Here is a 21,819-nt window from a genome sequence, read left to right on the forward strand (position 1 = left end):
AGGTGCTGGGCGACCTCGAGCACGAGGCGCGTGCTCTGCTCGCCGATCGTGATCGTCGTCTCGAGCGCGTTGTAGATCTCGGGGATCGAGTCGTGGGGGAACTCGATGTCGACGACCGGTCCGGTGACGCGGCAGATTCGGCCCGTGCTCATGTATACAACCATAGTTGTGTAACAACGGTTGTGCAAATGGTCCGGACGACGAGCTCGCTCGAACATCCGGGCCGCGGAGCCGGCCCGCGCGCGGTGCGCGAGCCGGCCTCGTGCGGTGGCTCAGCGGACGCCGGCGAGCGCGTTCTGCGCTGCCGTGGCGATGACCTCCGAGACGACGCCGGGCTGCGTCAGGAACACGGCGTGGCTGGCCTCGACGTGGGTGATCTCGGCGCCCGCGCGGGTGGCCATGTGCTCCACCATCGCCTGGTCGAAGGCGTTGTCGCCGATCGCGACGACGGCCCACGAGGGCTTGTCGTGCCAGGCCGCGTGGGTCACGGGTGCGCCGAAGACCGCCATGTTCACCGGCACCTGCGAGTCGCGCAGGAACGCCGCGTCGGCGTCGCTCGCGTCGCCGGCGAAGGCGACCTTGAACTTGTCGGGGTTGAGGAAGCCGAAGCCGTCGTCGCCCACGTCGATGACGAACTCGGGCGTCGCCGCGAAGCCCTCGTACTGCTCTCCGCTGTTCTGACCGCTGTCCGGGATGAGTGCCGCCACGTAGACGAGCCCGGCGACCGAGGGGTGGTTGCCCGCCTCGGTGACGACGGTGCCGCCCCACGAGTGGCCGACGAGGATGGTCGGGCCGTCCTGCTTGTCGAGCACGCGGGTGGTGGCCGCGACGTCGTCCTCGAACGAGGTGAGCGGGTTCTGCACGATCGTCACCCGGAAGCCTCGGGCGGTCAGGTCGTCGTACACGCCGCGCCATCCCGCGCCATCGGCGAAGGCGCCGTGCACCAGCACCACGTTCCGAACCTCTTGATCGATGGTGGTCATCGTTCCTCTTCCTTTCGTCGCTCCTGCCGCTGTCGGCGGAGTGGGGGCCGGATCGGCGGACGCCGACCCGGAGTTCTCGTCAGCCCGCGATCGCGGCCACGATCGTGCGGGTCACGACATCCGGTCGTGAGACGTGGAGGGCATGGGACGCGCCCTCGACGAGCGTCGTGCCGCGCGCACCCGCGCGCTCTGCGGTGAACGCGACCGCGGAGGGGGGCAGGATGCGGTCCGCGTCGCCGTACACGAACCACGAGGGCAGCGTGCGCCAGCCCGGAGTCGTCGTGGGAAGCGGATCGCGCAGCACGTGCTCGGGGATCGCGCCGACGGTGCCCTCCGGGGGAAGCGCGACCAGCTCGGCCCACGATTCACCGGTGTCGGGTGCGATCGCGGCGACGTAGACGAGCGCCTCGACGTCGCCCGCGTCGGTCGCCGCTTGCGTGATGACCATGCCGCCGTACGAGTGACCCACCAGCACGACCGGGCCGTCGACGCGGCGCACGAGGTCGGCGACGTGCGCGCCGTCGTCGGAGAGGCCGTGCATCCGGGAGGCCGCGGCGACCGCCCGCACGCCGTCCCGCGCCAGCCGCTCGATGACGGCGTCCCAGTTCGAGGTGTCGGAGGTCGCACCGTGCACGAGCACGACCGTGATGGTGCTGCTGCCCATCGCTCCTCCTCTCGACGATCGGATGCGCACCTCACCGGTGCACGATGCGATCGTGCGCCCCGCGGGCGACGGTCACGAAGAGTCGAATGACTCGACCGAGTCATCGACGAGTCGATACGGATGCACGGACCGGCGCCGCGATCCGCACGCGCGCGTCGCGCCTCACCACAGCGGCCCGGGGCGCGGGGTTCCGTATCATCGAGCATGACCACCCGACCGCCCTGGGGGAGCGACGTGCCGGCTGCATCCGCCCTCGCCCTGCGGCACCTCGAGGACATCTTCGGTGTCGAGGACGTGCCCCCGACGGCGGTCGAACGGCTGACCCGTCACGCCCAGTGGTTCGGCGTGCTGCCGCGGCTCGACGACCTGAGCGCCGAGGGGGCGGCGCTCGCCGCGGACTTCTCCGCACTGCAGCCCGATGTGCGCGGCCATCTGCTCGCGTTCGCGCTGCAGGGGGAGATGGGCGCGCTGTCGTCGGTGCGGGCGTCCGCCGCGGCGACGGGGTTCATCGAGCTCGCCGAGCGGGGACGTGTCGGCTGGACGACCGACCGGCACCGTGTGGCCGTTCTCGCCGCCGCCGGGCCCGACGACCACCGCCTCGCCGGTCGCGTGCACTTCTCCGACGCCGCGACGCCGCACGGCGGCGCGCTGCACCTGCTCTTCGCCGACGAGGAGGTCGGCGTCGACGACCTGGTCTCCGCCGCCGAGTTCTATGCCCGCGCCGACCGGCCCTCGTGGGCGGTGCACTGTCTCGTGAGCGCGGCGGATGCCGCGACCGCCCCGGATCGGGCGGCCGCGCTCGCCGCCGCTGCCGCGAACCTCGCGGCGTGCGACGGGGACTTCCAGGTCGCGGAGCGGGTGATGGAGCGCTTCACGGCGGTCGATACGCGCGTGCTCATCCGGGAGAGCGCCCCGGCTCGCGCCCTGCGGCAGGCGCTCGTCGAGAACGAGTCCGCCGCCGCCCGGGCCACTCTCGAGGCGCGGCTGTCGAGCGACGGCCTCGACGCCGATGCCGTCGGCGAGGCGCTCGCCGTCTACGCGCTCGTCAACGTGATCGGCGCGGAGCTGGAGGGCTGGAACGGGTTCATGGCCGCCTGCGCCGCCGCGACCGTGCCGCTCCACCCCGAGATCATCGCGATCGGCTCCACCTTCGGCAGCGCAACGGAGCCCCACCTCGACTACCCGGCGACCGCCGACGGACGCGGGTGGTCGCAGCTCGCGGGCTGCGTCGCGACGATCCTGCACGCGTACCGCGACATGCGCCTCGGGTCGTTCGCCCCGCCGGTCGGGCTGGTCAAGCGGGTCGGCAACCGCCTCGTGCGCGCCGTCGAGGCGACGTACGTGTCGATCATGCTCGCGCACAACCAGCACTGGAACGAGCTCGACACGGCGCTCGCGATCGCGATCGAGACCACCACGGAGACGGTGCCTGCGCCGCTCATGCGGGCCGGATCCGAGGCGATGCTCGCCTTCGCCGAGGCCTTCCGGGGGGAGCGCGACGCGGCGCGGCAGCGCGTCGACCGCATCCTCGCCGAACCGGTGGCGCGCGGCGCGTACCGGCTGCGCGCGATCCTCGACTCGGTAATCGTGATGATCGAGGGCCCGCAGGGCAACTACGACCAGGCGATGGCCCTGCTCTCGACGCGGCAGGCCGACATCCTGAACCTCACGACCGGCCCGTGCGGTCCGATCGAGCTGTTCGACTTCGTCGACTACGCGCTCATGGTGCAGGAGACCGAGCAGGCGGAGGCGCGCGTCGAGCGCTTCCGCGAGGCCCTGCAACGGCAGCGATCCGAGCGCGCCGACTTCGTGCTCGCCGCGTGCGATGCGATCATCGCCGCGCGCACCACCCTCGAGCCCACGGAGGAGTTGCTGGTGCGGGCGGAGTCGCTCCCGTTCGTCTACGAGGCGGCGCGGCTGCGCATGGTCTACGCGGAACGGCTGCGCCGCGCGCGCCGCACGACCGAGGCGCGGCGCCAGCTGCTGCGGGTCGAGTTCGACCTCATCAGCGTGCGCGCCGGCGCCTGGCTCGACCGCGTGCGGCGCGAGTTGCGCGCGTGCCAGCGCGAGATCGCCGTGCAGGTCGGCGATCTGACCGAGCAGGAGATGCGCATCGCGGAACTCGCCGCCGGCGGCATGTCCAACAAGGAGATCGGCGTGCAGCTGTACCTGTCGCCGCGCACGGTCGGCGGGCACCTGTACCGGATCTTCCCCAAGCTCGGCGTCACCACCCGGGCGCAGCTGCGCGATGCGATGTCGGTGAGCGCGGAAGTCGGCGGCGCGACCGGGCCGGCCGGCGACCCGCGTATGCCACGGGACACCGACTGGCCGGTCTGAGCCGCGCATCCGGGATCAGGCGGCCGACGCCGCCCCTGCCCGCACCGAACGCAGCGCCGTCGCCCAGGCGACCAGCTGGTCGAGCTGCACCTCGAGCGCCGCGACGTGGTACGCCGCGGGTTCCTTGAAGACGGTGTAGTCCTCGAAGTCGGTGATGGTGGAGAACAGCACCGGCTGGCGCACATCGGCCACCTGCAGTTCGGCGAGGATGAGCCTCAGGTGCTCCGCCGCGCGCGCTCCGCTCACGGCGCCGCCGTAGCTCACGATGCCCGCCGCCTTGTCGTTCCACTCGGCGTAGAGGAAGTCGATCGCGTTCTTCAGCGTGCCCGGGATCGAGCGGTTGTACTCCGGCGTGACGAACACGTAACCGTCGTATCGCGCGATGGTCGCCGCCCACTTCTTGGTGTGCTCCTTCTCGTACAGCCCGAGAATGGGCGAGTTCGCCTCGTCGAGGTGCGGCAGCGTGAAGTCGGCGAGGTCGATCAGCTCGTACCGCGCATCACCGCGGGCGCTCGCTCGATCGAGCACCCAGTCGGCCACCTGCTTGCCGACCCGTCCCGGTCGGGTGCTTCCGACGATGACGCCGATCCTGAGGTCTGACATGTCTTCCTTCCTTTCGACCCGGCGCCGGAGTCGACGCCGGGGGACCGTGGACGCCGTCAGCGAGACGACGTGAGGGCGGGGGCGGAGGCGCGACCCAGAAGCGTGTCGACGGAGGTCGTGCCGAGTTCCCTCTGCACGAGGGGGCGCACCTCCGTGCCGAACAACTCGATCGCGCGCAGCAGGTCCTTCTGCGGCAGGGCACCCATGTCGATGTGGAGGTACTGGCGCACGTGACCCCAGTGCTGGTGCATGAGGATGATCCGCTCGGCGATCTCCTCGGGGGAGCCGATCAGCAGACCGCCCTGCGGCCCGGTGTCCCGGTCGTAGGAGTCGCGGGTAGGGGCGGCGAAGCCGCGCTGCTCACCGACGATCTTCATGAACTGGTGCCAGTGCGGCCACCACGTCTCGCGGGCCATCTTGCCGTCGGGCATGAGGAAGCCCGGCGATCCGAGCATGATCATGGTCTGCTCGGGGCTGTTGCCGAACTGCTCGGCGGCCCGTCGGTAGAGGGTCGCGTTGGTGGCGGAACGGATGGCGCTCCCGCCGAGCACGCCGGTCGCCATCGGGAGACCCAGTTGGGCCGCACGGATGACCGATCCGGGGTTCCCGCCGACCCCGAGCCAGATCGGGATCGGCCCGTGCTCCGCCCTCGGCGGCACGTATTCGCCGTGCAGAGCAGGACGGGTGGTGCCCTCCCACGTGACGCGTGCGGACCGGTTCACCTCGAGCAGCAGGTCGAGCTTCTCGGCGAAGAGCCGGTCGTAGTCCCTCAAGTCGTATCCGAAGAGCGGGAACGACTCGATCGAGGAGCCGCGGCCGGGGATCATCTCGACCCGCCCGTTCGAGAGGGCGTCGACCGTCGCGTACTGCTCGTACACGCGCACCGGATCATCCGTGCTCAACACCGTGACGGCGCTCGACAGTTTGATGCGGGAGGTGCGTGCCGCGGCGGCGGCGAGTACGGTCGCGGCGGCCGAGACGGGGAACTCGGGCGTGTGGTGCTCGCCCAGTCCGAACCAGTCCAGTCCGGCCTGTTCGGCGACCTCGATCGATTCGACGACGTTCCGCACCGCTTGTGCTTCCGAGATGCGGGTTCCCGTAGCCGGATCCCAGTTGGCGTCTCCGAAGGCGCCGATTCCGAGTTCCATGTGACTCCGTTCGATGGTGATGGTTGAGGCGGGGATGAGAGGAGGCGGCGCGGAGCCGGATCAGGCGGCCTCGAGCCGGAGGTCCCGCAGCGCGCGGCTGATCTCGGCGGCGGTGAGGCGCGCTCCGAAGACCGGGCCGCCCGGTTGCAGCGCACGTCCGTCGGCGAGGGAGGGAAGGGTCACCGGGTCATAACCGATCCGCTCGATCACTCCGGCGACGATCGCGACGGCGGACGGGTCGTCGCCGGCGACGGCGAGCCCGAGTCGCTGCGGATGACCGAGCGCACGCCGGTCGACCTCGAGGTCGTGGTAGCCGACGTGGTTGAGCGTCTTCACGATCGTGCTTCCCGCGAGCAGGCGCTCGACGACCCTGCTCGTGCCGTCGGGAGCGGCGTCGAACTCCTCGAGTTCCCCGTCGATCGGCGGCCAGTAGTTCATCGCGTCGACCACCACCCGGCCGGTGAAGGGCGCCGGGGCGAGGCTCGCGAGGCGGTGCAGCGGCACGGCGACGATCACCAGATCGGCCTGCGTCACCGCCTCCGCCGTCCATCTCGCCTGGGCGCCCGGCGCGACGATGGAGGCGAATGCCTCCACCTCGGCGGGGGAACCGGACCCGCTCAGGGTCACGTCGTATCCGGCGTCGACCAGCGTGCGGGCGACGGCGGTTCCGACGCGTCCCGCGCCCACGACGGCGATCCGCTGTATCCCCATCACGCGACACCCGTCGCGGTGTCGGCGAGGAGCGTCCGCACGTGGGGCACGACCTCGAGCCCGAAGCGCTCGATGTTCTCGCGCTTGTCCTTGTGCGGCATCCGGCTCGCGGCGGCGACGAAGTCGAACCGCGTCGCGCCGAGCGTCCGCATCCCGGCCGCCACCTGGCGGGCGACCGTCTCGGGCGAGCCGACGACGAGCGAGCCGGCGGCGACTTCGGCGTCGTACCGGTCGCGCCGGAACGGCGCCCATCCGCGCTTCGGCGCCTCGGCGTTCATCATCCCCGACCAGACCGGCCAGAAGCGCTCGATCGCCTCGTCGTCGGTGTCGGCGATGAAGCCGTGCACGTGCATGCCGACCGGTTGCTCGGCCTGACCGAGCGTCTGCATCGTGCGCCGGTAGAGATCCACCAGGGGGCCGAACCGTTCGATGCTGCCGCCGATGATGCCGAGCATGAGGGGCAACCCGAATCGGGCCGCGCGCACGACCGACTGCGGGCTGCCGCCGACACCGACCCATACCGGGATGGCACCGGGGGCGACGGAGGGCTCGAGCACCTGATCGACGAGCGGCGATCGGAAGCGGCCCGACCAGGTGACCGGCTGCTCGCGCAGGAGGCGCATCAGCAGGTCGAGTTTCTCCTCGAAGAGCTGCTCGTAGTCCGCGAGCCGGAAGCCGAAGAGCGGGAACGACTCGATCGCCGAGCCGCGACCCACGATGAGCTGCGCGCGGCCGTCCGAGACGGCGTCGAGGGTGGCGTACTCGTTGTAGACGCGCACGGGATCCTGGGTGCTGAGCACGGTGACGGCCGTGCCTAGCCGGAGCGTCGTGGTGCGCGACGCGATCGCGCCGAGCACGACGGGTGCTGCGGAATCCATCATCCCCGGCCGGTAGTGCTCGGCGATGCCGAAGGAGTCGAGACCCGCGCGTTCCGCGGCGACGGCTTCGGCGACGACGTCGCGCAGTACTTGCGGTCCCGGCGTCGGCGATCCGTCGTCGTCGGCGGTCTGGAACGCGAAGGTGCCGATGCCGAAGTGGAGGCCGCCCGGAGCGGGATCCGCCACACGGGGCTCGGCGCGTGTGGAGAGCGCCGAATCCTGGGACCATGGGTTACTCATGGGTACTGTGTAACGGACGATAACCAGTCACTTCAATTGAACCTGGTCACCCCGATGTGACCGAGAGCGAGGACACGATGGCGGAGAAGCAGCGGATCAGCGACATGCTCTGCATCTGCACGGAGGACGACCCGCAGGTGTTCCGCTCCGTGCTCGATCGCGTCGCCGACAAGTGGACGCTCATCGTCATCGGGCTGCTCGAGGAACGCACGCTCCGTTTCACGGAGCTGCTCGCGGCCATCCCCGGCATCTCGCGGCGGATGCTGACACTGACGCTGCGCTCGCTCGAGAGGGACGGGCTGGTCAGCCGCACCATCTACGCCGAGGTGCCGCCGCGGGTCGAATACCGGGCCACTCCCCTCGGTGCCGCGCTCAGCGGGCCGGTGCTCGCCCTCGCGACGTGGGTCGCCGACCACAAGGACGAGATCGAGACGCACCGGCTCACGTTCGACGAAGCCGCCGATCGGCGGGCCGTGGAGGTCGGGCGCGGCTAGCGCCCCGGCCGCTCACTTCTTCGGCGCGATCCCGTCGAAGAGGTTGTCCACCAGCGCATCCAGGAACTCCGGGGTGACCGGCTCGTCGGGGATGAGCAGCCGGTGGTAGACCGCGCCCCAGAGCTGGTCGACGAGCACGTGCACGTCGACCCCGGCGCGGATCTCGCCGTTCTGCTGGGCGAGCGTCAACCGGTCGTGGGCCAGTAGACGTCGGCCGGAGGAGTACAGGGCGCGGTAGGCGACGGCGAGGTTCTCATCGAGCTGCGATTCCCCGATGAGCTGCAGGAGTGCCCGACCGCCGGGGGTCGCCATCACCTCCGCGAACGAGTGCAGTTGGTGCCGCAGGTCGGCCCGCACGTCGACCGTGGCGTCGAAGGCGAGTGTCCGTTCGACGGCGTGGAAGTAGCCGTCGAGGGCGAGCGCGCCGCGGGAGGGCCACCACTTGTACAGCGTCGTCTTGCTGACTCCCGCGATGCGGGCGACCCGCTCGAAGGTGAGTCCGGCGATGCCCTCGTCGAGCACGAGCCGGCCGACCGCGGCGAGCACGTCGGCGCGCACCTCGTCGGCACGCCGACGCCCGCGCCCGCGCGGGCGGGTGCCGGCGTCGGCGTCCGTCGTGGGTGTCGTCACACCTCATCCTCTCCCATCAGGCGATCCGCAGATCGGCGATGAGACCGTCCCGCAGAACGAACGTCATGGGTCCGGTGCCGTTGTAGCCATCGCCGGTGACCCGCAGCGTGACGAGGTACGCGTCCGCTTCGGATGCCGCCCGGATGTCGAGCAGCTCGAAGTGCGAGCGCACGCCGATGTTGTCGGTGCGGTTCCACCCCCGGATGCCGTCGTGGCCGGTGAAGACGCGGCCCCAGTCGTCCAGGCGGGCGTCCGGGGCGAAGGTCGCCACGAAGGCGTCGGTGTCGCCGGCGTTCGTCGCGTCGACGAAGGTGCGGATGGCGTCGGGGATGGGCGTGGCGTCCATGAGCGGATCCCTCACCGTCCGGTGTGCACGGTCAGCAGGTCCTCGAGCCCGACGCGTCCGAGGAACTCGCGGCGGACGCGGTCGGCGACCTCCGACACCTCTTCGGAGCCGTCGTCGGCCGGGTCGATGTGCACCCGGAACGGCCGCTCACCGGCGGGGAGCGCCACGATGCGGGCGATCTCGTCGGCGACGAGCGACGCGTCCGCGTCGGCGGGCGAGAGGTCGGCGAGCTTGCGGGCGACCTGCTCCATGAGTCCGGTGTACCGGGTCTCGTACTCGGCGGCGACCTCCGCGTCGGCGGGGGTGCCGCTGTGCGCGAAGTGGTTCGTGCCGCGGGTGAAGGAGCCGGGCACCACGATCGAGGTCTCGACGCCCCACCGGGCGAGTTCGCCCGCGTAGCTCACGGCGAGGGAGTCCATGCCGGCCTTCGCGGCGAAGTAGGGGGCGAGGTACGGCGGGGTACCGCCCTTCACGCTCGAGCTCGACACCCAGACGACGAGACCCGCGCCGCGAGCGCGCATCGCGGGCAGCACGGCCCGGTTGACCCGCTGGGTCGACAGCACGTTGACGTCGTACAACTCGGCGAGCTGTTCGGGGGTGAACGCCTCCGCGGGTCCGACAACCATGTGACCGGCGTTGTGGATGAGCACGTCGATGCGGCCCTCGGCGGCGAGGATCTGGGCGACCGCCGTGTCGACGGACTCCTGGAAGTTCACGTCGAGCTCGATGGCGCGCAGGTCGACGCCGTGCTGCTGCGAGTAGTCCGCCGCCTCCTGCACGCGCGGTGCATTGCGATCGCCCGTGTGGCGCATGCCGGCGTAGACGATGTCTCCGGCATCCGCGAGTGCGCGGGCGGTGAGGGCGCCGAAACCGCTCGAGGCGCCGGTGATGAGCACGACCTTCTGATCGGACATGATGTGGCCTTTCTGAGTCGCGGGGGCGTTCGGTCGGTGGGTCAGGCGATGCCGCCGTTGGCGAACAGCACCTGCCCGTTGATCCAGCGGGCGGGTCCGGCGAGGAACGCGACGACTTCGCCGATGTCCTCGGGCTGCCCGAGTCGCTCGAGCGGCGGGAGGGCGGCGAGGCGCGCGATGGTCTCCTCGTCCTTGCCGTCGAGGAACAGGGGAGTGGCGACGGGGCCGGGGGCGACGGCGTTCACGGTGATGTCCTTGCCGCGGAGCTCGCGGGCGAGCACCATGGTGAGGCCCTCGACAGCGGCTTTGCTCGCGGCGTAGGCGCCGTAGGTAGGGTGCTGCAGCCGAGTCTGGCTCGTCGAGACGTTGATGAGGGCGCCGCCGGCGCGCAGGCGCGTGGCCGCGAGCTGCGAGACGACGAAGGTGCCGCGGATGTTCGTGCGGTGCATCCGATCGAGGGCATCGAGGTCGAACGTCGCGACCGGGCCGAGGATCATGATGCCGGCCGTGTTGACGACCACGTCGATGCCGCCGAAGGCCTCTTCCGTCGCGTCGAACGCCGCGGCCATCGCGTTCTCGTCGGCGACATCGCCGCCGACGGCGATCGCCCGGTGACCGGACTCCGCGAGTCGCTCGGCGAGCGCGTCAGCCTTTGCCCGGTTGCCGGCGTAGTGCACGGCGACGGCGAAGCCGTCGGCCGCGAGTCGTTCGACGACGGACTGGCCGATGCCGCCCGAGCCGCCGGTGACCAGTGCGATCCGATCCGTGTTCATGGTTCCTCCTCGATGCCTTTCGCCGATATGGACGATGCGTACATATAAACATGAAATGAACGCGGTGTCCATAAAATTCCTCCGTCGCCTTCCCGAGCCGCTAGGGTCGGCCCGTGCCGATGCACGACGACGAACTCGAACTCGGCGATGCCGCCGCCGAAGCGCTGATCCGTGCGCAATTCCCCGAGTGGAGTGGAGAGCACGTGCGGCGCCTCCCCGGCGCGGGCACCGTCAACGCGATCTACCGCATCGGCACCGGGATGGCCGCGCGCTTCCCGCTTCGGCGCGCGGATGCCGGCGAAGCACGTCGTGCGCTCGAGCGCGAGGGCGCGGCGATGGTCGAGCTGGCTGCGTGCTCACCGGTTCCGACGCCGCAGCCGCTCGCCATCGGGGAGCCCGGCCTCGGATATCCGCTGCCCTGGTCGGTGCAGACCTGGGTGCCGGGCGACACGGCCACACCGCACGGGCTCGCGCACTCCGCGACCTTCGCGCGCGACCTCGCCGCGCTCATCCGCGCCCTGCACTCCGCCGACACGCGCGGGCGCACCTTCGACGGCGCCGGGCGCGGCGGGGATCTGCGGGACGGGGACGCGTGGATGCAGACGTGCTTCCGCGAGAGCGAGGGGCTGCTCGACGTGCCGCGACTGCGCTCGCTCTGGGCGTCGCTGCGCGACCTGCCGCGGCTCGCGCCCGACGCGATGACGCACGGCGACCTCATCCCCGGCAACCTGCTCGTGCAGGGGGAGTACCTCGTCGGGGTGGTCGACGGTGGCGGCTTCAAGGCCGCCGACCCGGCGCTCGACCTCGTCGCCGCGTGGCACCTGCTCGACGCCGGCGCGCGAACGATCCTCCGCGGGGAGCTGCAGAGCGACGACCTCGGATGGGCGCGTGGTGCCGCGTGGGCGTTCCAGCAGGCGATGGGCCTCGTCTGGTACTACCGCACCAGCAACCCCGTCATGAGCGCCCTGGGCCGCAGCACGCTCGACCGGCTGTTTGCGGACTTCGAGGTCTAGCGGGACTCAGGCCAGGGGATCTCCGGCGAGCGGTGGAACGCGATGCCGAGCGCCGTCCACAACTCACCTTGGGCCGCCACGCGTTCGCGGAACGACTCCCAGGTGCGCAGCTCGCTCGAGCCGGTGGCGGGCGACCACGCCGCCTCGGCCGCGGAGGCGAGCCGCGGGAAGGCGAGCTCGTCGATGTCGGCGAGGGTGCGCACCGTCTCCGTCCACAAGGGCGCCTCGACACCGAGGATCGCGGACTCGGGAAGGCCGGGGATGACCTCGGCCGGCTCCCATTCGTAGGAGCGCCGCACGCTCGTCGGTCCGTTCGCCCACTCGAGCCCGATCCGCGTCTCGGCGTCGTACTTCATGTCGAGGTACACCGCATCCGCCGGCGACAGGATGACCCGCGCGCCGCCGTCCGCGAACGCCCGCGCCTTCGCATCCATGCCGTCGAGCGGCACGACGAAACCCCAGTACTGCCCGACGGAACCGCGGGCGAGGCCCGGGGCGGCGCCCGCCTCGTGCCACGCGACCACGGTCTTGCCGTACTCGGCGACGATCGCGCTCGCGCGTTCGATGAACACGGCGAAATCAGCAGGGTCGGTGCCGTGAGCCTCGTCGCCGCCGATGTGCAGGTAGGGCCCGGGCGTCAGTGCGGCGAGCTCGCCGAGCACGTCGCGGAGCAGGTCGTACGTCGCGTCGTCGTGGATGCGCAGCGACGAGAAGCCCACCGCGGTGCCCTCGTACGGTTCGCCGCGGCGCGGGGGCTGCTCGCCCGCGCGCTCGCCGTGGGCCAGCACGTCGGGGGTCACGACGGGGTCGTGGGCGACGTCGGGGTAGGCGAGTCCCAGGGCGTGCGTGTGGCCGGGCAGGTCGATTTCCGGCACCGTCGTGATGTGACGGGACGCCGCGTAGGCGACGATCTCGCGGTAGTCGTCCTTCGTGTAGAAGCCGCCCGGGTCGCCGCCGACGGCGGTGCCGGCGCCGCGGGCGGTGAGCTCCGGCCGAGAGTCGAGGTGCAGGCGCCAGCCCTGGTCATCGGTGAGGTGCAGGTGCAGGTGGTTGAGCTTGAGCAGCGCCGCCCGGTCGATCACCGCCTTGACCGTGGGCACGTCGAAGCAGTGGCGGGCGACGTCGAGCATGACGCCTCGGTAGGGGAAGCGCGGCGCGTCGTCGATGCGCACCGCGGGGATCCGCACACCGTCCGCGGTCCGCTCGACGAGCTGTGCGAGCGTCTGGACCCCGTAGAAGAGCCCGGCGGAATCCGCCCCGACGACGGTGACCCCGGCCGCATCGACCGAGAGACGGTACGACTCGGCCGCTCCCGTGCCGTCGACCGTGAGCGCGATCTCGCCCTCGTCCGCGATCGGAAACGTCTCACCGAGTAGGGCGTCGAGCAGGTGCGTGAGTACGGACGCCGCGTCGGGATCGCCAGCGATCCGCGCGCGCGAGGTCAGGAGGAACGGATCGATGCCGGCGGAGTGCACCGTGGCGGGCGCGGGGATCACGCGTCAGATCCGGGCGAGCAGCGCCAGCACGCGCTCCGTGAGGAGGTCGGTCGCCGCCGCGTCGAAGGTGGGCAACGACTCGTCCTCGAAGAGATGCATTCCGCCGGGGTAGAGGAACAGCTCGCCGTCGTCGGCGCTCGCCACGAGCTCGCGGGCGGCATCGAGGTCGCCCTCTCCGGCGAAGATCGGGTCGGCGTCCATGCCGTGCACCTGCACCGGCACCCCGTCGGGCCACGGTCCGATCGCCCACTCGCCGGTGACCGGAAGGCACGACTCCATGAGCACCGCGCCGCCGGCGCCGGGCCGGGTCTGGGCGAGTCGCTGCGCCTGCAGCACCCCGAACGAGATGCCCGCGTAGACGACGCCGTCCGGCATCCCGGCCGCCGCCGCGTCCGCGAGGGAGTCGAAGTCCGGGTGATCGTCACCGCGCATGAAAGCCATGCCGTCATCGACGGTGGGGAATGTGGCCCCGCCGAAGAGGTCAGGGGTCAGCACCGCGTGCCCGGCCGCCCGCCAGCGGTCGGCGAGGGCGATCACCCCCGGTGTCAGCCCCTGTACGTGGTGGAACAACAGCACCTCGGCCATGAGGTCTCCCTAATCGCGTGGTCCGTTCGAGCCTAGGGCCGGCGGCGGACCGGGGGAACGGTAGGTTCGGCCGGGCGCGAGGAGTCGTTCCGCGCTACGACGCATGCCGCCACCTCACATTCGGGGCGCCGATCGCGTCGGAAGGGTATGAACTCAAATCTCCGCCGCGTCGTCCTCGCACTGACCGTGCTCATCGGCGCGTACGTCGGCATCTGGGGCTACGTCGTGCCCGACGCGTTCTACACGTCGTTCCCCGGATTCGGCTTGCACTGGATCGACATCGACGGACCCTTCAACGAGCACCTCATCCGCGACGTCGGCAGCCTCTACATCGCGCTCGGCGCCGGCAGCCTGGTCGCGATCTTCACCCGCACCGCCATGCCCGGCCGCGTGATGGGTGTCGTCTGGTTCGTCTTCGGCGTGCTCCACTTCGGCTACCACGTGCTGCACCCCGAAGGCACAACCCTCGACGTCGTCGGCAGCATCGTCAGCCTCGGCGTGAGTGCACTCGTCGGCGTCGTGCTCATGCTGCCGCTCGAGCCGCACGCCGACCGGGCGGGTACTAGCCCTTCTTCAGCCCCTGGGCGAGCATGACGAGGATGCCGCTCGGGCCGCGCAGGTACGTGAGCTTGTAGACGTCGTCGTAGGTCGCGACGCCGCGGAGCGGAGAGCACCCGTGTCGCGCGGCGATCTCGAGCGCTTCGTCGATGTCGTCCACCGAGAACGCGACCCGATGCATGCCGATCTCGTGGGGAAGGGTCGGCTCCGTCTCGATCGCCGCGGGATGGATGTACTCGAAGAGCTCGAGGCGGCCCTGACCGTCGGGCGTCTGCAGCATGGCGATCTTCGCGTGGTTGCCGTCGAGCCCCACTGCGGTGTCCGCCCACTCCCCGCTCACCGTGTCGCGGCCGATGACCGTGAGACCGAGATCGGTGAAGAAGGCGATCGCGGCCTCTAGATCGCGGACGGCGATGGCGACGTTCTCGAGCTTGATGGGCATGCGCTGCATGCTAGCGAGCCGGATCGTCGCCGGGTCAGTTGATGATCTCGCCCCGTCGGTCGGCGCGGATGGCGGCGAGGCGGTCCCTCCACCCTTGCAGGGGCTCCGGCGTCAGTCGCGTCCAGTCGGTCTTCGCCGACGATCCGCAACGGCTCGCTGCTGCGGTACGACCGGGTCGGGTTGCCCGGGAACTTCTTGTCCGTCACGTTCGGGTCGTTCTCGTAGGGACCGGTCGGCTCCACGACGTACACATGCGGGGCAAGCGCCTCAGCGCCGGCTGTCGTCCTCGTAGCCCACGGGCGCCACGACGTCATCCCATGACCGCACTTCGGGCAACGGGTCGTACACGCCCACGGCAGCGTTATCGAGCGTGCATTTCTCTCGCCCCTCGAAGGACGGTGAAGCTCCGTATATCTTGCTGACATGCATCTCGCCGGGGCCGTCGGCGACAATCACGTAGCCGTCTATTCGGGTGTCGTCGAGATTCGGCTCGGACGTGATTTCGCCAGTCTTCCTGCTCACCTCGTACGTTCCGTGAGCGGGCCGACACACTTCGATGACGGCACCCCCCTCGCCGTCCGGCTCGACAGATAATGGCTCAAAAATCCACGGGCCGCCGAACAGATGAGATGGGCTGTGGGTCTCGTCGAAGCTCTCGTACAAGTTGAGCACCTGCTCCTCCGTGCGGTGCTCGCGGAGCTGCGCAATAGAGAAGTCCTGGGTATTGACGGCGAGCTGGTAGCTCTCGAAGTAGCCGCGTAGCCATTGCACGTACGGATCATTATCGAGCGGGCCGTTCGGCTCCTGAGACCACACCACGTCGGGCTCCGCGACCTTGTTCGGTTCTGAGACGAACTGAGGTCGACTGCACCCGCTCAGCAGGGCGACGGCTGCGACGACGAAGCCGGTGACGACGAGCGGGCGATTGAACTGACGATTCATCTCGTCGCAACGCTAGCGGAGATGCTGCTGGCTATTGCGAACAACCGGCAAGGCGGAGCCTCATCCCGGGCCGCGAAGGTGAGAACGCCCCCTCACCCGGCGGCGCTGATCGCGTCCTCTTCGCGGGACCGCGCTCGCGCGATGACCTTGCCGCGCGCCGAGGTGGGGAAGCGCTCGAGCATCGCCCGCACCGCATCCGCCTCGACGTCGGCGCCGAACAGTTCCGCGCCCGGCTCGAGGGCGATGCCGGCCGCGAGGGGGCCGGCGACGACCGGATCGAATCCGAGTGCGTCGATGACGGCACCGACCGCCGCGACATCCGCCGGGTCGTCTCCCGCGATCGCGATCGCCTTGCGGTCGGCCGCGCCCGACGGCCGCGCTTCGTCTTCGAGGTCGTGGTAGCCCATGTGGTTGAAGGCCTTCACCACGCGCGCGTCGTGCAGGAACGCCTGCACCGTCTCGCTCGTCGAGGTGTGCGGGTTGTTGAGGTCGTCGCGCACCCCGTCGACCTCCCACCAGTAGTTCATCGCATCGATCACGAGCTTGCCGCGCAACGCCTCCGCCGGGATCGTGCGGTACTTGCCGAGCGGGAGGGCGAGGATGACGACATCGGCGGCGGCCGCGGCCTCCGCGGCCGTGACGGCGACGGCTCCCGGTGCGAGCACCTCGACCGTCAGCGCGATGCGCGCCGGATCGCCGGATCCCGCCACGAGCACGCGGTAGCCGGCGGCGCGCGCGAGTCGCGCGAGCACCGTGCCGACCTTTCCGGCCCCGAGGATGCCTATCGTCTCGGAATTCTCACGGACCATGCCGCTCGCCCTCCCTCTCCTTCGTCGTTCTCGATTGTCGCGGTCACCGGGCGAGCATGTCCCGCACCATCGGGATCACCCGGGAGCCGTACAACTCCACTGCCCGTAACCGCGCGGCGGCCGGTAACGTTCCCGACGTGTAGATGAGGTCGAAGCGCCCGACGCCGAGGGTCGTGATCGCCGCGGCCATCTTGCGCGCCACGGTCTCGGGCGACCCGACGTACATCGAGCCGTGGGTGACCTCGTGCTCGAACTCCTCGCGGCGCACCGGCGGCCAGCCGCGCAACGCGCCGATCCGGTCGCGGATGACCTTGTAGCGCGGGTAGAACAGCTCCTTGGCCTCGTCGTCCGTGTCGGCGATGAACCCGGGGGAGTGCATGCCGACCGGGTGCGCGATCGTGCCCGACTGCTCCGCCGCGCGACGGTACAGGTCGATGTAGGGCGCGAACCGGCCGGGGTCGCCGCCGATGATCGCGAGCATGAGCGGCAGACCGTAATAGGCGGTGCGGATGACCGACTGCGGCGAACCACCGACGCCCACCCAGGTGGTCAGCCGGCCGGACTCCGTCTTCGGGAACACGTCCGCGTTCTCGAGCGCCGGTCGCAGAGTGCCGTTCCAGGTGACCGGCTTCTCGTCGAGGAGTTTCACGAACAGGTCGATCTTCTCTTCGAACAGCTGGTCGTAGTCGCGCAGGTCGTATCCGAACAGCGGGAACGACTCGGTGAACGAACCACGGCCGAGGATCACCTCGGCGCGACCGTTCGAGAGGGCGTCGACGGTGGCGAAGCGTTGGAAGACGCGAACCGGGTCGTCCGAGCTGAGCACCGTCACGCCCGAGCCGAGCCGGATGCGGGAGGTGCGCGCGGCGATGCCGGCGAGCACCGTCTCGGGTGTCGAGATCGCGTACTCGGGCCGGTGATGCTCACCGAGCGCGATGGCGTCGACGCCAAGTTCGTCGGCGAGCACGGCCTCGTCGACCACCTGGCGGATCGCCGCCGCGTAGGAGAGCAGGGTGCCCGAGGTGTCCTCGGGCACGTCGCCGAAGGTGTCGAGGCCGAAGACGAGGTCAGACATGTGCGGGCTCCTTCACAAGCAGCTCACGCACGCGGGGGGCGACCTCGCGACCGAGCAGCTCGATCGTCGTGGCGCGCGCCTCACGCGGGAGGCTCATGATGTCGTATTTGAGGTCGAAGCGGTCGAGCTTCAGCTGTTCGGTCACGCGCGCGATCTTGCGCGCGACGGTCTCGGGGGATCCGACGAACAGCGCGCCGCCGTCGAGTTCCGCCTCGAAGCGGTCGCGGGTCGGAGCGTAGAACCCGCGTTCGCGGGCGAGGCTCTCGACCACCGGCTGCCAGTACGTCCACCAGGTCTCGCGCGCCTCCTCATCCGTCGCCGCGATGAGACCGAGCGAGTGCTGGCCGACCGGCTGCATCGGCTGCCCGAACTGGGCGAGCGCCCGGTGGTACAGCTCGACGTGACCGGCGAAGCGCTCGGGGCGGCCGCCGATGATGGCGAGCATGAGCGGCAGCCCGTACCGGGCCGCCCGCACCACCGAATCCGGGCTCCCGCCGACGCCGATCCAGGTGGGGATGCCCCCGGGTCGCATCCGCGGGTTGAGCGTCTGGGCGGTGAGCGGGGCACGGACGGTGCCCGACCAGGTGACCGGCTGGTCGAGCTGCAGCTTCATGAACAGGTCGAGCTTCTCTTCGAAGAGGTTCTCGTAGTCGGCGAGGTCGTAGCCGAAGAGCGGGAACGACTCGGTCGCAGACGCGCGGCCGAGCACGAGGCGGGCGCGTCCGTTCGAGACCGCGTCGAGGGTCGAGAACTCGTGGTAGAGCCGAACGGGGTCGTTCGTGCTGAGCACGGTGACGCTCGTGCCGAGGGCGATGCGCTCGGTGGCGGTTGCCATTGCGGCGAGGAGCACGGGCGGTGCCGAGTCGTTGTGACCCTCGCGATAGTGCTCGCCGACGCTGAAGACGTCGAGACCGACCGCCTCGGCGAGGCGCGCCTCCTCGACGAGCAGTCGCACGGTCTCCGCGCCGGACAGCACGCGTCCGCTGCCGTCGCTCGCGAGGTCTCCGAACGAGTTGAGGCCGAGTTCGAATCGACCGGTCATGGGGTCCTCCAGGTGATTGACACGTCAAGTAATTGACGCGTCAATGATGCGCCCATATGATTGACATGTCAATAACGGAGGTTCCGACATGACCGACAGCACCGCTGAGGCCGCGACTCCCGCCACGGGCGGCCCCGCGAAGACTGCGCGGCGCTCGCCGAACGCCTTGGAACTGCACACGTGGCGCACCTTCATCGAGACGGCGGAGGAGCTGCGCTCCGCGCTGAGCGGCCGGCTGCAGGCGGAGTCCGGCATCTCGTCGGGGGACTACGCGGTGATGCTCGCCCTAAGCGAGGCGGAGGGTCGGCGGTTGCGTTCCTCCGAACTGGCCGACCACATCGGCTGGGAGCGGAGTCGGCTCTCCCACCATCTCGGACGCATGGAGAAGCGCGGCCTGCTCGTGCGGGAAGGGTGCGCCACCGACAACCGCGGCGCCGAGATCACCCTGACCCCGGTCGGCAGCGATGCCTTCCGCTCGGCGTCGTCACCGCATCTGCGCGCCATCCGGGAACTGTTCATCGACGCCCTCACCCCCGAGCAGCTCGCCGCGGCCGGCGAGATCGCCGAGGCGTTGCAGGCGAAACTCCGGGAACGCGCGGGCGGCGCCTGACCGGTCAGCCGCGGAACGCGTCGGCGAGCACGTCCGCGAATCGGGCGGCGTCCGCGTCGAAGGCGACGCGCGCGGTGGTCGGTTCGGTGGTCCACTGCCTCGTGTCGACGATCATCTCGCCGAGGGTGCGGGTGCCCGTCGTCTCGACGTTCACCGGGTGGACGCCCGAACGCGTGACGACCTCGGGGTCGACGAGATAGGCGACGCACACCGCGTCGTGCACGGCCGTGCTCGCGGCCGCTTCGGCATCGCCGCGCAGCGCCGTGTCGATGCGGTGCCGGACGAACGCGCTCGAGGCGAGCGCGGCGGGCGTGCCGATCGCGTCGAAGCGGTCGCAGTCCGCGAGCGTGAGTTCCGCCGCGTGGGTGGCGTCGAGCGGCACGATCGTCACGTCGCGGATGCCCGCGGTGAGCACCGCCTCCGCCGCCTCCGGGTCGACCCAGAAGTTGAATTCCGCGGTCGGCGTGACGTTGCCCATCCGGTGCCCGCCGCCCATGATCACGAGCCGCGGGATGCGCGCGGCGAGCCGCGGCTCCGCGCCGAGCGCGAGGGCGAGGTTGGTGAGCGGCCCCGTGGCGACGAGCACGATGTCTGCGCCCTCGTCGCCGAGGTACGTGTCGATGAGGAACTGCACCGCGCCGGTCTGCTGCGCGGTGGACGTCGCCTCGGGGAGGTCGAGCTGCAGCACCTGGAACTCCGGGCTGTCGGCGTTGAGCACCTCGCGGGGGATGGGGAAGTCGGGTCGGATGAGGGGCCGCGCGGCTCCTGGGTAGACCGGCACGTCGGCGCCGACGTGATCGAGCACCCGCAGCGTGTTGTCCGTCGTGTTCTCGAGCGGCACGTTGCCGTTGACGGTGGTGACCGCCACGAGGTCGAGTTCCGGATGCCCGGCCGCCGCCATGATGGCGACCGCGTCGTCGGTGCCGGTGTCGCAGTCGAGGATCAATCGCGTGGTCATGCCTCCACTGTGGCAGGCTTCGCGTGCACCCTCGGAACCCCTCACCGACATCGAGTCAGGAGCACGCCATGTCATTCCAGGCCTACCTCGACAACATCGAGACGAAGACGGGGCTCACCCCTCGGCAGTTCGTCGAGCTCGCCCGCGAGCGCGGCTTCGGTGCCGGCACGAAGGCGACCCCGATCGTGCAGTGGCTCGCCGAGGAGTACGACCTCGGCCGCGGTCACGCGATGGCCCTCGTGCACGTGATCACGAAGGGGGCGCAGATCGACGCCAAACACGTCGACTCGGGCGGCACCCACAGCGACCCGAAGGACCACTTGTGGCTCGACGGCAAGGACTCCAAGCCCGAGGGCTATTGAGGCGCTAGTCGTCGAGGCGGAGCGTCCAGGCGCGCAGTCGCAGCTGGGCCCCGCGGAACTCCTGGTCGAACTCGGCACCCGGGCTGAACCCGGCCTTACGGCACACGGCATTGGACGCCGCGTTCGCCACAGCGGGGAACGCCGTGAGAAGAGGATGCGTGCCGTGCTCACGGGCATCCGCGACCACGAGCGCGAGCGCTGCCACCGCGATGCCGCGGCGCTGCGCCTCCGGTACGACGAACCACCCGGTCTCATGCACCTGCTCGCCGGACCAGTACGTCGACCACAGGCCGGTGCCGCCGACCGGCTCGCCGTCGGCGTCGATGCGGAACATGCGCGACTCGCCTGTCTCCCATCCGCGGAGGTAACGCGCGTGACGATCGGCGATCTGCTCGTCGGTCTCGGGTCCGCCGAGGTGTGCGGTCATCTCCGGGGTGTTCGCTCGAGAAAGCAGCGGCTCGTCCTCGTCGCTCCAGCGTCGCAGCGTCACGTGCGTCATGGCGTGCAGGCTACGCCCGGCCGCCGACGGCCGACCATCCGCCCGCACCTGTCTCGCGGCCGGCTTGACCCAAGGCGCATGCGACCGCATCCTGGGAGCACGTCATCACGCCGGCCGGGGCATCGATCGAGGAGTTGGCTGATGCGTGGAACCGACCGTCGTTGCGCGGCCGTCGACTGTCCGGAGGCGGCCGAGTCGGGAGCGCCGGCGCCGTTGTGCGCGGCGCACTCCGCGCTCGTGGCGGAGTGGGCGCAGGGCGAGGCGGGCACGACGGACGTGCTGCCGTCTCCGTGTCTCGTGTGCGGGTCTCGCACCGGCGTGCGCTACCCGGGCGGTTGGGTGTGCGCGGTGTGCGAATGGCGGCACGGCGAGGTGCCCGACGGCGACCTCGCGCCGCCCCGCGTGGACGTCGTGTACTACATCCGCTTCGACGACCGCATCAAGATCGGCACCACCGCGAACCCGCGGCAGCGGCTGGGCCGGTTGTGGCACGACCAGCTGCTGGCGTTCGAACGCGGCGGACGCGCGGTCGAGCAGCGGCGGCACGCGCAGTTCGCCCGGTACCGGTTCGACCGCACGGAGTGGTTCCGGGTGGACGACGAGCTCGAGCACCACATCCGCATCGTCGCGAACGGGGAGCCGGATGCGTGGGCGGTGTACGCGCGATGGACGAGCGAGGCGCTCGCCCTGCGCGGGTGACCGCGCTC

The 21,819-nt window shown here is 70.6% G+C and carries 26 protein-coding genes and 2 pseudogenes; 7 read left to right on the top strand and 21 right to left on the bottom strand.

The window, feature by feature from the left end:
- From CLV46_RS00005 to CLV46_RS00015, 3 genes and pseudogenes are all read right to left on the bottom strand, one after another.
- A pseudogene (locus CLV46_RS00005) lies at nucleotides 1–164 on the bottom strand (F0F1 ATP synthase subunit beta); the annotation flags it as partial.
- Nucleotides 165–272: 108 nt separating this feature from the next.
- Nucleotides 273–983, bottom strand: coding sequence for an alpha/beta fold hydrolase (locus CLV46_RS00010; protein WP_100362898.1), 711 nt, complete (start codon nucleotides 981–983; stop codon nucleotides 273–275).
- A 79-nt stretch (nucleotides 984–1,062) separates the two neighbouring features.
- Nucleotides 1,063–1,647: an alpha/beta fold hydrolase gene (locus tag CLV46_RS00015; RefSeq protein ID WP_100362899.1), complete on the bottom strand. Its 585-nt coding sequence runs from the start codon at nucleotides 1,645–1,647 to the stop codon at nucleotides 1,063–1,065.
- Nucleotides 1,648–1,851: 204 nt separating this feature from the next.
- On the opposite strand from CLV46_RS00015, the gene CLV46_RS00020 reads away from it, so the two are divergent.
- The gene (locus CLV46_RS00020; RefSeq protein ID WP_100362900.1) at nucleotides 1,852–3,984 is read left to right on the top strand and encodes a helix-turn-helix transcriptional regulator; all 2,133 of its coding nucleotides are present in this window, start codon (nucleotides 1,852–1,854) and stop codon (nucleotides 3,982–3,984) included.
- 15 nt (nucleotides 3,985–3,999) lie between these two features.
- Here CLV46_RS00020 and CLV46_RS00025 read toward each other — a convergent pair whose 3' ends face one another.
- From CLV46_RS00025 to CLV46_RS00040, 4 genes are read right to left on the bottom strand one after another with little or no spacing between them, the layout of a single operon-like run.
- Nucleotides 4,000–4,587, bottom strand: a complete 588-nt coding sequence (locus CLV46_RS00025) for an NADPH-dependent FMN reductase (protein ID WP_100362901.1) — start codon at nucleotides 4,585–4,587, stop codon at nucleotides 4,000–4,002.
- Between the two features lie 56 nt (nucleotides 4,588–4,643).
- A complete protein-coding gene (locus CLV46_RS00030; RefSeq protein WP_100362902.1) occupies nucleotides 4,644–5,735 on the bottom strand; it encodes an LLM class flavin-dependent oxidoreductase in 1,092 nt (363 codons plus the stop codon).
- 60 nt (nucleotides 5,736–5,795) lie between these two features.
- The gene (locus tag CLV46_RS00035) at nucleotides 5,796–6,446 is read right to left on the bottom strand and encodes an NADPH-dependent F420 reductase (RefSeq protein WP_100362903.1); all 651 of its coding nucleotides are present in this window, start codon (nucleotides 6,444–6,446) and stop codon (nucleotides 5,796–5,798) included.
- Nucleotides 6,446–7,564 carry an LLM class flavin-dependent oxidoreductase gene (locus CLV46_RS00040; protein WP_100362904.1) on the bottom strand — a complete coding sequence of 373 codons (1,119 nt, stop codon included), beginning with the start codon at nucleotides 7,562–7,564 and terminating at the stop codon, nucleotides 6,446–6,448. The genes CLV46_RS00035 and CLV46_RS00040 overlap by 1 nt, the downstream gene beginning before the upstream one ends.
- A gap of 56 nt (nucleotides 7,565–7,620) precedes the next feature.
- On the opposite strand from CLV46_RS00040, the gene CLV46_RS17035 reads away from it, so the two are divergent.
- Nucleotides 7,621–8,058, top strand: a complete 438-nt coding sequence (locus CLV46_RS17035) for a winged helix-turn-helix transcriptional regulator (RefSeq protein ID WP_281253534.1) — start codon at nucleotides 7,621–7,623, stop codon at nucleotides 8,056–8,058.
- Between the two features lie 12 nt (nucleotides 8,059–8,070).
- Here CLV46_RS17035 and CLV46_RS00050 read toward each other — a convergent pair whose 3' ends face one another.
- From CLV46_RS00050 to CLV46_RS00065, 4 genes are read right to left on the bottom strand one after another with little or no spacing between them, the layout of a single operon-like run.
- Entirely contained in the window at nucleotides 8,071–8,688 is a 618-nt protein-coding gene (locus CLV46_RS00050; protein ID WP_100362905.1) for a TetR/AcrR family transcriptional regulator, read from the bottom strand.
- A 16-nt stretch (nucleotides 8,689–8,704) separates the two neighbouring features.
- Entirely contained in the window at nucleotides 8,705–9,034 is a 330-nt protein-coding gene (locus CLV46_RS00055) for a nuclear transport factor 2 family protein (protein WP_100362906.1), read from the bottom strand.
- 11 nt (nucleotides 9,035–9,045) lie between these two features.
- Complete coding sequence (locus tag CLV46_RS00060) at nucleotides 9,046–9,948, bottom strand: SDR family oxidoreductase (protein ID WP_100362907.1); 903 nt, start codon at nucleotides 9,946–9,948, stop codon at nucleotides 9,046–9,048.
- Nucleotides 9,949–9,989: 41 nt separating this feature from the next.
- On the bottom strand, nucleotides 9,990–10,721 hold the full coding sequence (locus tag CLV46_RS00065) for an SDR family oxidoreductase (protein ID WP_100362908.1): 732 nt from the start codon (nucleotides 10,719–10,721) through the stop codon (nucleotides 9,990–9,992).
- A 119-nt stretch (nucleotides 10,722–10,840) separates the two neighbouring features.
- On the opposite strand from CLV46_RS00065, the gene CLV46_RS00070 reads away from it, so the two are divergent.
- The gene (locus CLV46_RS00070; protein WP_100365789.1) at nucleotides 10,841–11,734 is read left to right on the top strand and encodes an aminoglycoside phosphotransferase family protein; all 894 of its coding nucleotides are present in this window, start codon (nucleotides 10,841–10,843) and stop codon (nucleotides 11,732–11,734) included.
- Here the strand turns inward: CLV46_RS00070 and CLV46_RS00075 are convergent.
- Together CLV46_RS00075 and CLV46_RS00080 are read right to left on the bottom strand one after the other, a co-directional pair.
- Nucleotides 11,731–13,230 (bottom strand): family 20 glycosylhydrolase, encoded by a 1,500-nt coding sequence (locus tag CLV46_RS00075; RefSeq protein WP_100362909.1) that lies wholly within the window; start codon nucleotides 13,228–13,230, stop codon nucleotides 11,731–11,733. The genes CLV46_RS00070 and CLV46_RS00075 overlap by 4 nt on opposite strands.
- Before the next feature lie 3 nt (nucleotides 13,231–13,233).
- Nucleotides 13,234–13,815: a dienelactone hydrolase family protein gene (locus tag CLV46_RS00080; protein WP_100362910.1), complete on the bottom strand. Its 582-nt coding sequence runs from the start codon at nucleotides 13,813–13,815 to the stop codon at nucleotides 13,234–13,236.
- Nucleotides 13,816–13,962: 147 nt separating this feature from the next.
- On the opposite strand from CLV46_RS00080, the gene CLV46_RS00085 reads away from it, so the two are divergent.
- Nucleotides 13,963–14,409, top strand: a complete 447-nt coding sequence (locus CLV46_RS00085; protein WP_100362911.1) for a hypothetical protein — start codon at nucleotides 13,963–13,965, stop codon at nucleotides 14,407–14,409.
- On the opposite strand, the gene CLV46_RS00090 is transcribed toward CLV46_RS00085, so the two are convergent.
- The 6 genes and pseudogenes from CLV46_RS00090 to CLV46_RS00115 all read right to left on the bottom strand — a co-directional run bounded on the left by CLV46_RS00090 (nucleotide 14,378) and on the right by CLV46_RS00115 (nucleotide 18,683).
- Entirely contained in the window at nucleotides 14,378–14,815 is a 438-nt protein-coding gene (locus CLV46_RS00090) for a VOC family protein (protein WP_100365790.1), read from the bottom strand. The genes CLV46_RS00085 and CLV46_RS00090 overlap by 32 nt on opposite strands.
- 34 nt (nucleotides 14,816–14,849) lie before the next feature.
- Nucleotides 14,850–15,069 (bottom strand): annotated as a pseudogene (locus CLV46_RS00095) (NAD(+)--rifampin ADP-ribosyltransferase); the annotation flags it as partial.
- Between the two features lie 13 nt (nucleotides 15,070–15,082).
- Nucleotides 15,083–15,757, bottom strand: coding sequence for a hypothetical protein (locus CLV46_RS16835; RefSeq protein WP_100362912.1), 675 nt, complete (start codon nucleotides 15,755–15,757; stop codon nucleotides 15,083–15,085).
- A gap of 92 nt (nucleotides 15,758–15,849) precedes the next feature.
- Nucleotides 15,850–16,566, bottom strand: a complete 717-nt coding sequence (locus CLV46_RS00105) for an NADPH-dependent F420 reductase (RefSeq protein ID WP_100362913.1) — start codon at nucleotides 16,564–16,566, stop codon at nucleotides 15,850–15,852.
- Between the two features lie 43 nt (nucleotides 16,567–16,609).
- Nucleotides 16,610–17,641 (bottom strand): LLM class flavin-dependent oxidoreductase, encoded by a 1,032-nt coding sequence (locus CLV46_RS00110; protein WP_100362914.1) that lies wholly within the window; start codon nucleotides 17,639–17,641, stop codon nucleotides 16,610–16,612.
- A complete protein-coding gene (locus CLV46_RS00115) occupies nucleotides 17,634–18,683 on the bottom strand; it encodes an LLM class flavin-dependent oxidoreductase (protein WP_100362915.1) in 1,050 nt (349 codons plus the stop codon). The genes CLV46_RS00110 and CLV46_RS00115 overlap by 8 nt, the downstream gene beginning before the upstream one ends.
- An 88-nt stretch (nucleotides 18,684–18,771) precedes the next feature.
- Between CLV46_RS00115 and CLV46_RS00120 the strand changes: the two genes are divergently transcribed.
- Nucleotides 18,772–19,293 (top strand): MarR family winged helix-turn-helix transcriptional regulator, encoded by a 522-nt coding sequence (locus CLV46_RS00120; RefSeq protein ID WP_100362916.1) that lies wholly within the window; start codon nucleotides 18,772–18,774, stop codon nucleotides 19,291–19,293.
- 4 nt (nucleotides 19,294–19,297) lie between these two features.
- Here the strand turns inward: CLV46_RS00120 and CLV46_RS00125 are convergent, their stop codons facing one another.
- Complete coding sequence (locus tag CLV46_RS00125; RefSeq protein WP_100362917.1) at nucleotides 19,298–20,251, bottom strand: nucleoside hydrolase; 954 nt, start codon at nucleotides 20,249–20,251, stop codon at nucleotides 19,298–19,300.
- A 68-nt stretch (nucleotides 20,252–20,319) separates the two neighbouring features.
- On the opposite strand from CLV46_RS00125, the gene CLV46_RS00130 reads away from it, so the two are divergent.
- Nucleotides 20,320–20,613 (top strand): DUF4287 domain-containing protein, encoded by a 294-nt coding sequence (locus CLV46_RS00130; protein ID WP_100362918.1) that lies wholly within the window; start codon nucleotides 20,320–20,322, stop codon nucleotides 20,611–20,613.
- A 4-nt stretch (nucleotides 20,614–20,617) separates the two neighbouring features.
- Here CLV46_RS00130 and CLV46_RS00135 read toward each other — a convergent pair whose 3' ends face one another.
- Nucleotides 20,618–21,112, bottom strand: a complete 495-nt coding sequence (locus CLV46_RS00135; protein WP_100362919.1) for a GNAT family N-acetyltransferase — start codon at nucleotides 21,110–21,112, stop codon at nucleotides 20,618–20,620.
- 141 nt (nucleotides 21,113–21,253) lie between these two features.
- Between CLV46_RS00135 and CLV46_RS00140 the strand changes: the two genes are divergently transcribed.
- Nucleotides 21,254–21,811: a GIY-YIG nuclease family protein gene (locus CLV46_RS00140; protein WP_100362920.1), complete on the top strand. Its 558-nt coding sequence runs from the start codon at nucleotides 21,254–21,256 to the stop codon at nucleotides 21,809–21,811.
- The last annotated feature ends 8 nt before the right edge of the window (nucleotides 21,812–21,819 follow it).

The sequence above is a fragment of the Diaminobutyricimonas aerilata genome (assembly GCF_002797715.1).
Taxonomy (GTDB): Bacteria; Actinomycetota; Actinomycetes; order Actinomycetales; family Microbacteriaceae; genus Diaminobutyricimonas; species Diaminobutyricimonas aerilata.